Raw genomic sequence first — 15,855 nt, forward strand, 5'->3', positions numbered from 1 at the left:
GAGGAACAGAAGGAGCCAGAAACGTTCGTTCACAATCGAAAAGTTCAACCTGTTCCTGAGCCGAAACCCGCTGCCGCAGCCTAAGATAAAGGTAAATCTCTATTCAAGCAAGGTCTGAGCGAAAAAATTGTAAATGGTGAAGTGAAGAGCCGTATGCGTGAATTGCGCACGTACGGATCTGTGAGGGGCAAGGGGCTCAAGCCGCGAAAGGCGAGGCCCCACCTACTCGACTATTTGGCGAAAAAACCCCTTTTGGACGACGGTTCGGAGCCAATAAGCGCAGGTGGTGTCCGTTTCGATCGGAAAACGGCCGATTTTCGCGAAATAAGCGCCGTGGCGTCCGTTACGTTTCGGAAGCCGACGGTTTGCGCTCATCCTCGAAATACGTCGATAGAAACTTTCCTTCGCCACGATAGATTTCGCCGGCCGCCGGCATCCATAGGGAAGTTCTAATTTCCCATTAAAGGAGAATCGACTATGACGGCCATTCAAACCGCGAAAACGAGCGCAGTACCGGATTTGTACTATGACGGCGGAGAAATCGACGTATTGTGGGACAACCACGATCCGGCCATCGATTGGTACGTTACGCATATGGGCTGGGAAGTCCGGCGAAAGGAATTATGGTGGCCGGATCAGCGCATCCGGAAAGGGAGAATGACCCATCTCGGTTACGGTACGTGGCTCAATTCCGTCATAACCGCGCAAAGGCTGCCGTTTCATTATGCCGAGAGAGGAAGCGTCGACCCGCATATCCGATGGTGCTGGAGAACGAAGCAGCTGCAAAAAACGCACGATCGTTTCACTGCAAACGGGATTCGGGTCACGGACATTTACACCGGTCCGGACGGCAAATCGTATTTCGACTTTTGGGCGACGGCGGAAGGGACGCGGCTTACGGCGGAAGGGGACGATACGATCCGGGGCGCGGGCTTCAAGCCGTCTTGCACGCGGATCGGGGTCCGCGATTTGCGGCTTGCCGGGAAATGGTACAACGAATTCGTCGGCATGAACATGGTGGAGGATCGCAGCGAGGACGGCTATCTCGTCATGTCGCTGCTGGAGAACCATTCCGAATCCGGACGGTCGCTCTGGATTTTGGAGCAGCTCGCCGCCGACGCTTATACGGGCCAAATCGACGGGCCGATCCGCCCGCTTACGCTGATCAAAGAGCGCGACTCTTTTTTTGCGTATCATCGATGGTTGACCGACAACGGCGTCGAATGCGGAGACGTCGGGGGGCATTTGGAAAAAGGCAGAGTGCTGTTTCATTTTTACGATCCGGACGGCAACCGCTTTAACGTGTCGTATTGCTGACGGGCGGGTGACGATCCTTGGCGGCGGCCGCGGACGCCGAAGCTGTTCAATGCGCCCGGCGTTTGGTATCATAGGAGTATAAACCGGTATGTGGATACCCGCAAAGCCATATGGAGTGACCGCCATGAATATGAACTACTACAATACGTTCATTACGATCGCGCCCGATTGCCCGGCCGCCGCCGCCACGGTGCCGCCGGATAAGAAGGACGGCAAGACGAAGGCCGGAATCGAATTCGAGCTCGTTGCGAACCAACCGTACGTCTACACGCAGGAAGATTTGCTGTTCGAGGTGCACGTCCGGCATAAAGGGATACCGCCCGAGGAGCTGGAAGCCAAAGGGACGCAAATCCGCGACGAATTTTTCCAAAAGCCGATGGCGTGCATGCGCGCTTCCATGCTGCCGAAAAAATACGGCTGGGGCATTCATTTCAACGCCGAAGGGAAAATGGCGCTCGTGCCGATGGAGTCGGCCGAGTATCGGGAATTCGCGGAAGGCGGTCAAGGCGTCAAGGTGCTGGCCGCCATGCGCAGCAGCAGGGGGAAATAGCGCCGCAGGCGAAATCGAATCCAACAAAACCCGCGCATCGATCGATGCGCGGGTTTTGCGTTTAATGCGAAACCGCAAGCCGCTCCTCGGGCGCCTCGGCTTCGGTCGCGGGCTTGAGCCTGTCGCGGCCCATCGCGAACGCCGCGGCTACCGCCAGCACGGCCGGAACGAGACTCCAGGCGAACGTGACGGCGATCGACGACGACAGCCCATCGGCGATTTTGCCGAGCACCTGGTCGGGAATTTGAGCCCGCGCCGCCGGCGACAGCAGCGAATGCGGGTCGCCGATATTCAAGTTCGCTCCCGCTGCGGAAGAGCCGCTCTCCGCGAAGGCGTCGGTCAGTCGACGGGTCAGGGCGTGGCTTTGAACGATGCCGTATACCGTAATCCCGAGCGTCATGCCGAGCGAGCGGAGAAAATTGAGCGTCGAGCTGGCCGCCCCCCGCTGTCCGGTCGGGAACGAATGAATGGCGGCGTTGCTCAGCACGGAGAAGGAGGCGCCGATGCCGAGACCGACCATAATCATATAGAGCGTCACTTGCAGACGCGACGAGTCGGTCGACAGCGTCGTAAGCAGCAGCAGCCCGAGAGCGAGCAGCAGCAGCGTCGGAATCATGATCGCCCGATACGAAAATTTGCTTATCAGGAAGCCTCCGGCCGTAGCGGTAACGACGGAGCCGAGCATCATCGGCAGCAGGACGAGACCGGAGTTCGTGGCGCTTCCGCCGAGCACCCCTTGAATAAAAATCGGGATGTATACGGAAGCCGTAACGAACGCCGCTCCGCCGAGCATCGCGATGACGTTGCTTGCCGCGTACAGCCGGCTGCGGAACATGCGGAACGTAATGATCGGCTCTTCGGCGCGCGATTCGATGAACAGGAACGAAGCGGCGAGCACCGCAAAGCCGGCGAACAAGCCGACGATTTGCGCCGAGCCCCAGGCAAACTGCTTGCCGCCGAGCTCCATCGCGAACATGAGACAGACGATCGCTCCGACCAGCGTCGCCGCTCCCCACCAGTCGATCCGCTGTTTGGAATGCGCGTGCGATTCTTTGTAATACAACCCGATGAAGGCGAAGGAAAGCAAGCCGATCGGCAAATTGATGTAAAAAATCCATTCCCACCGGACGTAGTCGGTGATGTAGGCGCCGAGCAGCGGACCGAAAATGCTCGACATGCCGAAGACGGCGCCGAACAGGCCGCTCAGCTTCCCGCGTTTTTCCGGGGGAACGGCGTCGAACATGATCGTAAAGGCGACCGGTATGAGCGCCCCGCCGCCGATTCCTTGAATCGCCCGGTACAGGCTCAGCTGCACGATCGATTGCGCCGTTCCGCAAAGCGCCGAACCGGCAATGAACACGATCATGCCGAATACGAAAAACCGTTTCCGTCCGTACATGTCGGACAGCTTGCCGAATATCGGCATCCCGGCCATTTCCGCGACCATATACGCGGACGTAACCCATACGAATTTGTCGAGGCCGCCGAGCTCCCCGACGATCGTCCCCATCGCGGTCGCCACGATCGTATTGTCCATCGAGGCCATCAGTATGGCGAGCAGCAAGCCCGCGATGACGATTCCCGCTTGATTTTGCTTGGTACTCATCGTTTCGTTTCATCTCCATCCCGTATAATCTGTTGCATGCTTCGATTATACGGACGGTTCCCTGACAAGAACGGTCAGTTGAGCGGCGGACCGGACGATAAAGCGGAATCGGCCAAAACCGGTTCGATCTGCTGGGTCCTGCGACGCATCTTGCGCACAGGTGCGAATTTCCGGCAACCCTTCCGATTGAATGCACGTCTATTAGGTTATACCGAAAAGAGAAGGTATTTCCGCAGGCGGCGTTCGCCTAACAGCCCGTGCGCTGCTATCAAGCTTTGCCGTCGCGGATGTTTCCGAAGGAGTGACACAGATGACCAGATCGCGGCTATTCCAATTGGTTATAGGGTTCGTGCTGATTGCGGCGCTAATGGCCGGATGCCAGAAGCCCGGGGACGCGACTCAAGGTAGCGCGCCGCAGACGCCGGCTGCGGATGCGCCCGCTCCGGCGCCGAATGCGCCGGGCCCGAATTCGGGCGCGGCCGAACCGGCTCCCGCTCCGTCCGGGCCGGAGAACGGCGCCGGCTCGGCGCAAAAGCCGCCTTCGGCCGTCAAGATGGACGCCGTTACGGCGGTTCGGCTGGCCGACCCGCTGTCCGGCTGGATCGGCGGCAACGGCTGGATCGCCCGCACCGAGGACGGCGGCAAGACGTGGAGCCCGCAATACAGCGGCTCGGGCACGGTTCGTCAGCTGTTCGCGCTGAACGGCCAAGAAGCGTGGGCGACGATCGCCGCGGACGGCGCGAGCGAAAGCGACAAGGCGGGCGATCGCCGCCTGCTCGCCACGAAGGACGGCGGGAACACGTGGACCGCGGCGGGGACGGTGCCGAACGGCGGCTTCCTTCATTTCGTCTCGCCGTCCGAAGCGTTCAGCGCCAACGCCAAAACGACCGACGGCGGCCGAACGTGGACGCAGCTGCCCGTCCCCGATCAGACGGTCGGCGACGCCTACTTCCATGACGCGAAAAACGGCTGGGCGGTCACGCAGCAAAAAGATACGATCAGCGTCAAACGGACGACGGACGGCGGCGAATCCTGGCAAACCGTCATGTCCAAAAAGACGGTCGCCATGCTGACGGGCACGGTCATCCGGTCGGCCGGGGCGGACGACGCCTGGGTGCTGCTGGTCGGGGAATCCGGCATGACGCAAACGTCGTACTCGCTGTTCCATACGCAGGACGGCGGCAAAACGTGGCAAACGGTTCTCGCCAACTCGACGGCCGGCGGCGGACCGGCGCCCGGCTTCCCGATCGATCACTCGGAGGGGCCGAAAAACGGCGGCAGCAAGCCCGGGGCGCTGTACGTCGTCAGCCCGAACGTAGCTTTCATGGGCGGGCAGTGCATGGCGTGCGACAAGCCGAATACGATCGGCCTGACGACCGACGGCGGCAAAACGTGGGTGAACCGGGAGCCGGCTTACGCCGGTTACGGAGAGCAGCGGCTGGCGTTCGCCGACGCGAAGCACGGCTGGTGGATTTTGACGGACAACGCCGAGCCCGCCGTCATGTATACGACGGCCGACGGCGGAGTAAGCTGGACGAAGGTGCATACGTTCGAAAAGCCGAAGCCGTCCTCGTAATCCGGAGCGCAAACAACCGACGCCGAGCAAACGAAACGAGGGGCCCCGGGGGGCCCCTTATTCCATTTCGACGATTCGATGGCACAATCGGTCCAGCAGCTTCCGCTCATGGCTCACGACAAGCATGCCCATACGCCGCTCGTTCGCGATGTCCAGCACGGCGCGCCATAGCTGCGCCTGCGTAAGCGCATCGAGCATCGCGGTCATCTCGTCCGCGATCAAAAAACGGGTGTCCGGCCCGAGCGCCCGCACGATGCAAACGCGCTGAAGCTCCCCGCCGGACAGCTCGCCCGGAAACCGGTCGAGCCATTGCTCGGCTATGCCGAACGCTTCGCGGAACGAGCGGTCCGGTTCCCAGCCTTCGTTCAAAATGCGGCGCAGCCGCAAACGCGGATTGACGGCTTTCTCCGGATGCTGGAACACGAGCTGAACCGGGCAATAGCCGCTGCGCGGCAGCGGCTTGCCGTCCAGCAGCACTTCTCCTTCGCCGGGAACGTCGTACCCGGCCAGCAGCCGCCCGAGCGTCGTTTTGCCGCGTCCGCTCGGACCGGCGAGGCCGACGATTTCCCCTTCGCGGACGGAAAGGTCGAATTCGCGGAACAGCCACGGTCCGCGGCCGTAGCGGAACGCGAGCCCGCGGCCTTCAAGTGGCATGGACGCACCCGACCTTTCCGCCGCGAACGGTCCGCATGACCGGCCGCTCCGCCGCGCAAGCCGCCGTCGCGTTTTCGCAGCGCGGCGCGAAGACGCAGCCTTCGGGAAGCTCGCCCGGAGAAGGCTGCCGGCCGGGGAGCGGCTCGAAGCCGTTTTGCGGCAGCGCCTTCCAGAGCGCCCGGCTGTACGGGTGGCGCAGCCGCGAGCCGTCCCCGGCGAAGTCGGCGGCCGGCGCGATTTCGACCGTGGTGCCGGCGTAGAAGACGGCAACGCGGTCGGCCGCCTGAAGCGCGGACTCCAAATCGTGCGAGATGAGCAGCACGGCGGCGTCGCCGTCCGCGAGCTCCCGCAGCTGCGCCACCGTCTCGCGCACGACGGCGGGATCGAGCCCCGGCGTCGGCTCGTCCGCGACGAGCAGCCGGGCTCCGCTCACGGTCGCCATCGAGACGAGCACGCGCCGGGCCATGCCGCCGGACAGCTGGTGGGGAAACAGCGGCTCCGCCTCGCGGCCCAGACGGTACCGCTCGAACGCTTTGCGCTGCTCGGCCGCCGGATCGCCGCCGCGAACCGCCGACCGGACTTGGGCGCCCGCCCGCATGAACGGGTTCAGAAAGCCGACCGACTGCGGCACAAGCGCGATTTCGCGGCCCCGCAGCGCTTCGATCCGATGCGGCGCGAGATGCTCCCCGTCGTACCGGATCGTCCCGGTCACCGTCGCGTTGCCGGGCAGGATGCCGAGGATCGCGTGGGCGAGCAAGCTTTTTCCCGATCCGCTCGAACCGATGACGGCCACGATTTCTCCCGGATTTACGTCGAGATTCATGTTATGCAGGACGGGAACCGCCGTTCGCTTGAAGCGTCCCGTATAAGAAGCGAACGCGACGGACAGGCCGTCCACTTCGAGAAGCGGCATTCGCCCGCCCTCCTTTCCGTATTCCGCGCATCGTCGTCCGGACGGACCGTCAATCGGAAGCCCGCCGGGGATCCAGCAGCAGCCGCAGCCGCTCGCCCGCCACGTCGAAGGCGCGGACGACGAGCAGCAGGCTGACGCCGGGGAAAAACGCCAGCCACCAATAGCCCGTCGACAAGTAGCGCATCGATTCGGATAAAATGATGCCGATGGCAGGCTGGTGCGGCGACAAGCCCAGGCCGAGAAACGTAATCGCCGCTTCGTGCAAAATGGCGTGGGGAAACAGGAGCAGCAGCCCGACCAGCAGATGGGGCAGCAAATGCGGCAGCATATGTCCGGTCGCCGCGCGCCAGCGCGGTCGGCCGAGCTTCCTCGAGATGTGCACGTAATCGGCCGTTTTCAGCTGCAGCACCTCGGCCCGGATGACGCGCGCCAGGCTGGGCCAATGCGTGAGCGAGACGCCGATGACGACGCCTTTCACCCCTCCGCCGAACACGAACGCGATCAAGATGAGCGTAACGAGATGAGGAACGCTCAGAAACAAATCGATCAAAAAGCCGACGATCCGGTCGGCCGTTTTCCCCATGGAAGCGGCGATCAGCCCCATCAGCGCCGCGATGGCGGCGCTGGCCGCCGAAGCCGCCATCCCGACGCCGATGCTTAGCGCGAGCCCCTTTACCGTCCGCGCGAGCATGTCGCGGCCGAGCCAGTCGGTGCCGAACGGATGGGCCGCGGACGGAGCCAAATTGCGCCATTCGAGCCGGGTCGACAGCGGTTCGGGGCCGATCAGGGCGCCTCCCAGCCAGACGGTGACGACCAGCAAGCCGGCCGCCGCCGCGTAAACGAGGGCCAACTGCCGCCGGTTCGGCCTCAGCCGCAGCCAAGACCGTTCCCGGCCCGCCGGTACGCCGCCCGATTCCTTCGGTCGCATCGTCATGTCGCCCGCCCTTCCCGAAGGCGCGGATCGACGAGCTTGTACAGCGCATCCGCGACCGTATTGCCGATAAAGACGAATAACGCGCTGAACAGCACGATGCCGAGCAGCAGCGGAACGTCGCCCCGCAGGCCGGCCGCCACGGTCGCTTGCCCGAGGCCGGGATAAGCGAACACCTGCTCCGCCAGCACCGCCCCGCCGAACAGCTCGCTGAAGGAGGCGAAATGGAGCGACACCGCCGGCAGCCAAACGCCCCTCAGCGCGTGCGTCCGCAGCAGGCGGAAGCCCCGTTCGCCCCGCGCCCTGGCGAACAAAATATAGTCGCTCGCCAGCACGTCGATCAGCTTCTGCCGCGTATGCAGGGCGATCGGCGCGATGCCGACGATGCTCAGCGTCATCGCCGGCAATATCATATGGCGGATGCGGTCGACGGCGGTCACCTGGGCGTCGACGACGCCCGCCGGCGTCCCGAGCCCGATCGGCAGCCAACCGAGCCATACGGCGAACACCGTCAACAGCAGCAGGCCCATCCAAAATGTCGGAGTGGAGGCGAGCGTATAGCAGTACCAGCGGATCAGCTTGTCGAGCCAGTTGCCTTCGTTCATCGCGGCCGCGACGCCGGCGGCGAAGCCGAGCAAACCGGACAGCGTCCACGAAACGCTCATCAACGCCAGCGAGCCGGCGAACCGTTCCCGTATGACGTCGGCGACCGGGAGGCGGTAGATCATCGACGTCCCCAGATCGCCGTGCAGCAGGGCGGTCGCCCACTGCGCGAAGCGCTGCGGGGCGGACTGATCGAGTCCCCAGCGCTCGGCGATGAGCTGCCGCTGCTCGGGGCCGACCCGCATCATGTCCGCGCCGACGTACGCCTGGATCGGATCGATGGGGGAGGCGCTCGCCAAGGCGAACGAGACGATGCCGATCGCCGCGAGCAGCAGCAGGAGACGGAGAAGCATCAGCGCGAAGAACGAGACGGTGCGTTGCAACATGTTCGGCATGCTCCTTTAGCGTCTATTTCCGGCCGGGAACCGGGAGAACGGAGACGGAACTCCGCCCGGAAAGCGCCTAGTTCCATTTCCATTCGGCGATGTTGTCCGTCACAGGCCAGCCGTGACCGTGCGGGTGGATGTACTGGCGGCCGATATCGAGCTTGTCGTTCACGAGATACAGATGATCGATATTGACGAGCCACGCCCACGGAGCGTCGCCGCGCGCGCTTACGCCGGTCGTGCCGTCCCACTGCGCCTTTTTCCAATAATCGAGGGCGTCCTCCTCGCGCGTCGCCCGCAGCGCCTTGTCCATCCAGGCGTCCACGGCCGGGTTGCCGTAAAAGCCGGTATTGTAGTAGTCGACGCCCTTGTATTTGCTGCTGTACAAATGGAACATTTCGAGCGGATCGTGACTGCCCCAGCCCATCAGGACGGCGCTCGCATGCATCGTTTTCTTGATGTCGTCCCAGCTTTTCCCCTGCACGTCGATCCGGATGCCGAGCGGCTTGACCATGTCCGCGACCGCCAAGGCGAGCGATTGGCGCGTTACGTCGCCGGACGGATAGACGAGCGGGAATTGGGCTTTGACGCCGTTTTTTTCCAGCACGCCGCCGCCGGACGCGTCCTTCCATCCGGCCCCTTCGAGCAGCTTTTTCGCCCCTTCGACATCGCCGTCGGGGATCGCCGCCCCCGGGTTGGACCACGGCAGTCCGTCGTTCACTGAATAGGCGGGCGTGCCGTACCCTTCGAGCACGCCTTGCACGAGCGCTTTTCGGTCGATCGCCATATTGATCGCCTTGCGGACGGCCGGATCGGCGGTCGCGTCGTTGCCGACCGGATAGCCTTCCGGCGTCTTGCCGCCGCTTCTGACGAAAGGAAAGGCGATGCCCCGGTTGTCGACCGTGCGGACCGCTTCGAGCCGCATGCCGTCGACCTTCCGTTTGCTGAAGGCGGCGGGAATGTAGGCGACGTCGACTTTTTTCGCTTTGGCGGCGGCATAGGCGGCGTCTTCGCCGAGAAACAAAAACGTCAGCCTGCGGAAATACGGCTTTTTCCCGTAATAGCTCGGATTCGCCTCCACGATGACCTGCTGTCCTTTGTTCCATTGGATCAGCTTGTACGGGCCCGAACCGACAGGGCGCTCGGCGTAATCGCCGCCGTATGCGTGCTTCGGGACGATGCCGGTCGTAATCAGCAGCGTCACGAACGTCGATTGCGGCTCCTTCAGCGTGAATCGGACCGTATAATCGTCCGGCGCTTCGACGCTTTTCATAAGGGTCAAATCGATGACCGAGCCGCTCTTCGCGGCCGTTTCGAACGTAAATTTCACATCCGCGGCGGTGACGGGCTTGCCGTCGGAAAAAAGGGCGTCCTTGCGCAGCTTGACCGTCCATACCGTCCCGTCCGCGCTTACTTCGTAGCCGTCGGCGGCCAAGTCGTTTTCGATGTTCATCCGGGCGTCGCGCCGGAGCAGCGTGCTTTGAAACAGCGGCGATCCGTACCGGCCCCAGCCGGTCGTCGGATCGAACCCGCCTTCCGGCTCGGCGCCTACGGCGAGAACGAGCTCGTCCGGCGGGCGGTCGCCGCCGGTCTTCGAGCCCGAGCAGCCCGACAGCGCAAAGGCGGCGGCAAGCAGCCATACGACGATCGGTTCGCGAATGGGGAGCAAAAAGACAACGCGAACAGCCTCCTATGGCCAAATGTGCTACGATTTACGTACAGTGTAACAAGAAACAGAAAAGCGCGAAGTAACGGCATGAAAAAACAAAAAAGCACTGCCGGGCGGTCGTCGCCACCCCCGGCAAGGAGACAGTAAAAAAAGAGGCTAAGCGATACGGCGATCGCCAGGCGGTACGCAACCGTGAGAGAGCGTCGCCGAGTAGCGGCTCAAAGCGTGCGAGGCGGCATAAAACTGCTCGCTTCGGGTGCGTCGGGCGATGGAGGCGGATTGGTTACGGACAACGCGTCGCTCGCCCGAAAACGTGCTGCTGCGCCCGGATCGCGGGGCGGTGCTCCGGGACGGCGTGTCCGGCACGGGCACTCGGTTCGCTCGCCCGACCCGATTCGGAGGCGGATTTGCGGAGCCAAGACTGCGTCAAGTTCCGAATGCCGCGTGACTCGCCTTTGCGATAAGCCAGAATCGGGATAGCGGAAAATTGAAGGAAATTCCTCTAAAATGCCCGAAATCGAGCGAATTCGTATGCATAACGGTATCGTATTCCGTTATTTACGCGAATGCGTTTGATTTTGAACGAAAATAGGCGATATAGCGGAAAACGGTTCCGCTAAATTCAAAAACATGCTCCGGGAAAAGCGATGTAGCGGAAAAAAGTTCCGTTAGTTTCCGGCCGTTTCCAGTCGTTACCCTTGGCATGACCATAGCTCATTTGCATTGCTCTATTAACAGCCTTCGGGACTTATTTTGTCGGGAAACGGTAGTTTTGGCGGAATAGAGGACGATCGGGACTTTTATTTGCTTCGAAATGGCATTGCTCGGCTTTGCTGCGGGCCGCTCGCGCAAAATAACAGTCCCGAACATCCGCTAACTCCATGTTTGCCTCCGTAGGCCGCTAGTGAAGATGCTCCAAAGACCGCTATTTCCGCATAACGAAGGGCGCAATCGTACCGACCGACGTGCCCGATTCCCGGTACGATCGGATGACGGAACGGCTGACCGCGGTAACGATACGTTCCGGCTTAACGAAACTTTAGCCCGATATGTAAAAAAGGAGGGATCCCTGATGCAATTGCGCAAACTCGCTTCGATACTCTGCCTGTGGTCTATGCTGCTAACGACTTTGCTGCCGGGCTTCGGGCCGGCCGCGTCGGCCGAAAGCGCGGATGGCGCAGCGGGCGGCTACTTGGTCGACGAGCTCGCCGACTGGAGCAAAACGTTCAGCCATTCGCCGTCGCTGACGATCCAGACGTCCGCGGGCTCGCCCGATCCGAGCCGGGTGCAAAGAAGCGCCGCCGCGAGCGAAAGCTTCGTGTACAAAACGGACTTTCCGATCCGCTCGTTTTCGGTAAGCGCTTACTTCAATCCGTCCGGCAAGCCGTACGAGCATGTCGTCTTTTCCGTCTCGTCCGACGGAGCTGTCTATACGCCGGTCGCACCGGATGCGATCGACTTGGGCGGGTATCCGCAAGCGTACGCGTACGAGCTGCCGACGCTGCCCGCGAATACGCATTATTTGAAAATCCAGTTTCGCGGCAGCCAGGTCGTCAAATCGCCGTCGATCGGCAAAGTCGTGCTGAACGGCCCCGCTTCGGTCGCGCCGAGCTTGCCGGCCGGCATCGTCGACGAGGGAGCGCCGCTGCTGTTGACGGGCGGATCGGCCGGAGCAGCGATCTTTTATACGACGGACGGCAGCGACCCGCGTTCGTCGGCAACCCGGCAGCGGTATGCCGCGCCGATTCCGGTGAACGGCTCCTTCGTATTGAAAGCGTATTCGGAGGTCGAAGGCGTCGATGGACTGACGAGCCACGTGTCCGTGTACCGCTACATTGCGAAACGGGCGGGCGACGCGCTGCTGCCCGCCGTCCAGGACGCCATGGTCGATTCCGGATCGCCGGACGCGAATTACGGTACGGTTTCCTCGCTGTTCGTCAAGGCGCTGCGCAGCCGGGAAGCGTACTTCAAATTCGATCTGTCTTCCGTGGGCGACCCTATCGACCGGGTGACGTTCCACGTATACGGCTATGCGCAGGACCCTTCCCTCGCTCCCGCCAAGCTGCGCGTCTACGGCGTAAGCGACGGCTGGACGGAGTCGACGCTTACGTTCGCGAACAAGCCGCTGCCGAAGCCGATCCCGTCCGGCACGGAGCTGGACGAAGTCGTGCTGAACTACGAACGGCCGGGCTGGCTCGAATTCGACGTGACCGACTACGTGAAGCGGCAAAAGTGGGCGGGACAATCGACGGTCGCGCTCGCGCTGGCCAACACGACCGACGGCGGCACGACTTTGAACAGCAGGGAAGCGGGGACGGATGCCCCGTTTCTGAAGGTGACGCCGTCCGATTCGACCGTTCCGATCGGGATGGTCGATCCGCTCGACGATTTCAGCCGCGTCGATTCGCGGTCCAACGCGCGGATCGAAATGGCCGACGCGGCGTACTTCGGCGGCGACGCGAAGCGGATGACGCGCAACACGACGGAGCCCGGCTACTTGATCTACAAGACGCCGTACGAGTTGAAGTCGTTTGCGGTTGGCGCTTACTTTTTGACAAGCCTCGCGGTGAACCATCCGGCGTTTTACGCTTCCGCGGACGGCGGCGAATACGTCCAGGTGACGCCTTCGATCTATCGAAGCGGGAAGCCGGTAGCGAACTGGCAGCAGTTCGTTTACGAAAGCTTCGATTTGCCGCCGGGAATGCGCTATTTGAAAATCGAGGTGAAAGGAACGGACAAAGCATGGACGCCGCAGCTGTCCAAGGCGGCGCTGAACGTCAACGTCGCTTCGGTGAAGGCGGGTCCCGAAACCGGCACGATCGGTGACGCGCCCTTGACGGTGACGCTGTCCAGCGATACGGCGGGAGCGCAAATTTTTTACAAAACGGCCGAAGATCCCGAATACAAGCCGTACGCCGGTCCGTTGTCGCTGACCGGGTATACGGAACTGGAGACGTATGCGGCGAAAGCCGGCATGGAGCCGAGCGCGGCGAAAACGTACACATATTACTCTCGGGCGGATTTGGCCGTCGATACGTTCGGCCAAGTGTTTTCCGCGAATTTCCCGGAAAAGGTGACGAACGAGCAGCAGCTGCGCGACGACGTCGCCGCGGATGAAGCTTATTACGGAGCCATTACGGCGCCGGACTGGGACGCCTACGGGGGGCTGAAGGGAAGCCGGGAGTCTTACGGCCTCGAGGCGAAAGGGTTTTACAGCGTCCAGTCGGCCGGTGGCCGGACGGTCATGGCCACGCCGGACGGAAACGCCTTTTTCAGCGTCGGCATCAACGGCATTCAGCCGAACGACTCGTACACGATGGTGACCGGGAGAGAGCACGTGTTCGAATGGCTTCCGGACTACAACAGCGAATATAAATCGGCGTTTTTGAATTCGAAGGATTACTTCTCGTTCTATTTGGCGAACCGGATCAAAAAATACGGGGAGCCCTACAATTCCCGCGCGTTTTACGCGGACAGCCTGGAGCGCTTGAAAAAATGGGGGTTCAACAGCGCGGGCGGCTGGTCGCCGACACCGTCGGCCGTCGAGTTCCAGGTGCCGTACGTGCCGTTTTTGCCGCTGAACGACATGCAGTGGGCGAAGGTGCCGGGGCTGAAAATATTCGACATTTTCGCCGACGGGGCGGAGCAGAAGCTGGACGAAGCGTTCGCCCGCGCGCTGCCGCCGAACAAGGACAACAAGCTGATCATCGGCTACTTTCTCGGCAACGAATACCATTATCACGAATTCATCGCCAAAGTGCCGAAGCTGAAGGCGAGCGAAGCGGCCGTGAAACGGCGATTCGTCGATATGCTCAAGGAAACATACGTGACCCCGGAGGCGCTCAATACGGCGTGGAACGCCTCGTTCGCCGGCTTCGACGATATGTACGAAGCGCCGCTGTATATCGATACGCCGCAGGCGCAGAGCGATATCGAATCGTTTATGAAGCTGTATCTCGACACGTTTTACGGCACGGTTGCGCGGGTGTTCCGCAAATACGATCCGAACCATCTGCTGCTCGGCGACCGGTGGCTGACGACGCCGACGAACAACGCGAAGCTGCGCGGATTTTTGGCGGAGGCGGCCGGCCGTTACATGGACGTCATCAGCATCAACCATTACGCGTTGAATTTGGATAAAACGATGCTGCGCCACGTCCACGAGGCGTCCGGCGGCAAGCCGGTCATGCTGACCGAATGGGGGTTCGGCACGAAGGAGCAGGGGCTGACCGCTCCGATTGTCGTCGCGGACCAGAACGAGCGCGGCCTGCGGTACCGCAACTACGTGGAAGGCGCCGCATCGCTCGGCTTCGTCGTCGGGGCGCATTGGTTCACCTATTTGGATCAGGCGGCGACGGGACGGTGGTCGGAAGGCTATACCGGCGAAAAATACAACTTCGGTCTCGTCAATGTGGCCGACCGGCCGTACAAAACGTTTTTGGAAGGCGTGATGGCGACCAACCACGACATCTACAGCGTCGCGCTCGGACTGCGGCCGCCGTTTTACCGCGATTTCGGGGACGCGCCGAGAGAGCCGGGCAACCGGACGATCGACATTCCGTATACGGCGGCGCCGATTCCGATCGACGGCGAAGTGAACGGATTCCCGGCCGAAGCGCGGAAAACGTCGTTGACCGCGGCGAATCGCGTCGGCGGGGCGGGCGGCGAGACGATAACGGCGGACTACTACTTCGCTTGGGACGAGACGAATTTGTACGTGACCGCCCATGTATACGAGCCGACGCCGATGCTGAACCAATACCGGAACGCGAATATTTGGAAAGGCGACGGCGTCGAGCTGTTCGTCGGCCCGAACGACTTGACGACGCACGGTCCGCTGCTGTTTTACGACAGTCAAGTCATTTTGAGCGCCGCTTTGGCGGACGGCGAGCCGTACTGGCACTGGTTCAACACGAGCCGGCAAAAGCCGCTGCGGATGGCGGTCCGGGCGGCGCCGAACGGGCAAGGGTACGTGCTGGAGGCGGCGATCTCGTGGGAGTCGCTGAACGTCGCTCCGGCGGACGGTACGGCGTTCCGTTTCGACTTCGGGTTCGACGACAGCGAGGACGGCTTGAACCGGAAGCGGCAGTTTGTTTGGAACGGAACGAGCTCGAACGCGACGAACCGCGGGCTGTGGGGCAAGGCGACGCTCGTGCGCGCCGCCGATACGGAAGCGCCGGTCATCGCCGTGTCCGGGGTGACGGAAGGCGGGAGCTACACCGACTCGGTCGTGCCGGCGGTCGCGGCCGACGATCCGGCCAGCGGCTTGAAGGAGCTGGCGGTGAAGCTGGACGGAGCGGACTGGGCGAGCGGAACGCCGGTTACGGCGAAAGGCGCCCATACGCTGGTAGCGACGGCGACGGACCGCGCCGGAAATGCGGCGACTCGGACGGTCGCGTTTACGGTGTATGCGAGTACGAGTCTGAGCGTGGAAGACGCGGCCGGAACGTACAGCGACTGGACGACGCTGCGGGCGCGGCTGCGGGACCGGGACGGCGCGCCGATCGCCGGCGGCAAGGTCGACTTCCGCGTCGACGGTGCGGCCGCGGGGTCGGCTGTCACCGATGCGGCCGGGCAGGCGTCGCTCGCGTACCGCGTCGCGGCAGGCGCGGATGCGGGCGAGAGCGGGGGCGGGAGCGGCGGGCAGCCG

At 62.5% G+C, this 15,855-nt stretch carries 10 protein-coding genes; 4 read left to right on the forward strand and 6 right to left on the reverse strand.

Going from position 1 to position 15,855, the window contains the following annotated elements; genetic code table 11:
* Positions 1–477 precede the first annotated feature (477 nt).
* Both PV407_RS13275 and PV407_RS13280 read left to right on the forward strand, forming a co-directional pair.
* Positions 478–1,317, forward strand: a complete 840-nt coding sequence (locus PV407_RS13275; protein WP_332090413.1) for a VOC family protein — start codon at positions 478–480, stop codon at positions 1,315–1,317.
* A 124-nt stretch (positions 1,318–1,441) separates the two neighbouring features.
* The gene (locus tag PV407_RS13280; protein WP_332090414.1) at positions 1,442–1,867 is read left to right on the forward strand and encodes a DUF6157 family protein; all 426 of its coding nucleotides are present in this window, start codon (positions 1,442–1,444) and stop codon (positions 1,865–1,867) included.
* 61 nt (positions 1,868–1,928) lie between these two features.
* On the opposite strand, the gene PV407_RS13285 is transcribed toward PV407_RS13280, so the two are convergent.
* Positions 1,929–3,473 carry an MDR family MFS transporter gene (locus PV407_RS13285; protein ID WP_332090415.1) on the reverse strand — a complete coding sequence of 515 codons (1,545 nt, stop codon included), beginning with the start codon at positions 3,471–3,473 and terminating at the stop codon, positions 1,929–1,931.
* 310 nt (positions 3,474–3,783) lie between these two features.
* On the opposite strand from PV407_RS13285, the gene PV407_RS13290 reads away from it, so the two are divergent.
* Positions 3,784–5,049 (forward strand): WD40/YVTN/BNR-like repeat-containing protein, encoded by a 1,266-nt coding sequence (locus PV407_RS13290; protein WP_332090416.1) that lies wholly within the window; start codon positions 3,784–3,786, stop codon positions 5,047–5,049.
* Between the two features lie 57 nt (positions 5,050–5,106).
* Here the strand turns inward: PV407_RS13290 and PV407_RS13295 are convergent, their stop codons facing one another.
* The 5 genes from PV407_RS13295 to PV407_RS13315 form a co-directional block, all read right to left on the reverse strand.
* Complete coding sequence (locus PV407_RS13295) at positions 5,107–5,703, reverse strand: ABC transporter ATP-binding protein (protein WP_332090417.1); 597 nt, start codon at positions 5,701–5,703, stop codon at positions 5,107–5,109.
* Positions 5,693–6,616 (reverse strand): ABC transporter ATP-binding protein, encoded by a 924-nt coding sequence (locus tag PV407_RS13300; protein WP_332090418.1) that lies wholly within the window; start codon positions 6,614–6,616, stop codon positions 5,693–5,695. The genes PV407_RS13295 and PV407_RS13300 overlap by 11 nt, the downstream gene beginning before the upstream one ends.
* Before the next feature lie 49 nt (positions 6,617–6,665).
* Positions 6,666–7,544, reverse strand: a complete 879-nt coding sequence (locus tag PV407_RS13305) for an ABC transporter permease (RefSeq protein WP_332090421.1) — start codon at positions 7,542–7,544, stop codon at positions 6,666–6,668.
* 2 nt (positions 7,545–7,546) lie between these two features.
* The gene (locus PV407_RS13310; RefSeq protein WP_332090419.1) at positions 7,547–8,536 is read right to left on the reverse strand and encodes an ABC transporter permease; all 990 of its coding nucleotides are present in this window, start codon (positions 8,534–8,536) and stop codon (positions 7,547–7,549) included.
* Positions 8,537–8,612: 76 nt separating this feature from the next.
* Entirely contained in the window at positions 8,613–10,205 is a 1,593-nt protein-coding gene (locus PV407_RS13315; RefSeq protein WP_442951653.1) for an ABC transporter substrate-binding protein, read from the reverse strand.
* Between the two features lie 1,072 nt (positions 10,206–11,277).
* Between PV407_RS13315 and PV407_RS13320 the strand changes: the two genes are divergently transcribed.
* Positions 11,278–15,855 (forward strand): CBM96 family carbohydrate-binding protein (locus PV407_RS13320; protein WP_332090420.1); only part of this gene is annotated, 4,578 nt, incomplete at its 3' end.

Source organism: Paenibacillus sp. GYB003, from assembly GCF_036577625.1.
Taxonomy (GTDB): domain Bacteria; phylum Bacillota; class Bacilli; order Paenibacillales; family NBRC-103111; genus Paenibacillus_AB.

Coding starts and splice junctions, on each gene's coding strand:
- PV407_RS13275 (WP_332090413.1), top strand. CDS start 478: ATGACGGCCATTCAAACCGCGAAAACGAGCGCAGTACCGGATTTGTAC.
- PV407_RS13280 (WP_332090414.1), top strand. CDS start 1,442: ATGAATATGAACTACTACAATACGTTCATTACGATCGCGCCCGATTGC.
- PV407_RS13285 (WP_332090415.1), bottom strand. CDS start 3,473: ATGAGTACCAAGCAAAATCAAGCGGGAATCGTCATCGCGGGCTTGCTG.
- PV407_RS13290 (WP_332090416.1), top strand. CDS start 3,784: ATGACCAGATCGCGGCTATTCCAATTGGTTATAGGGTTCGTGCTGATT.
- PV407_RS13295 (WP_332090417.1), bottom strand. CDS start 5,703: ATGCCACTTGAAGGCCGCGGGCTCGCGTTCCGCTACGGCCGCGGACCG.
- PV407_RS13300 (WP_332090418.1), bottom strand. CDS start 6,616: ATGCCGCTTCTCGAAGTGGACGGCCTGTCCGTCGCGTTCGCTTCTTAT.
- PV407_RS13305 (WP_332090421.1), bottom strand. CDS start 7,544: ATGCGACCGAAGGAATCGGGCGGCGTACCGGCGGGCCGGGAACGGTCT.
- PV407_RS13310 (WP_332090419.1), bottom strand. CDS start 8,536: ATGTTGCAACGCACCGTCTCGTTCTTCGCGCTGATGCTTCTCCGTCTC.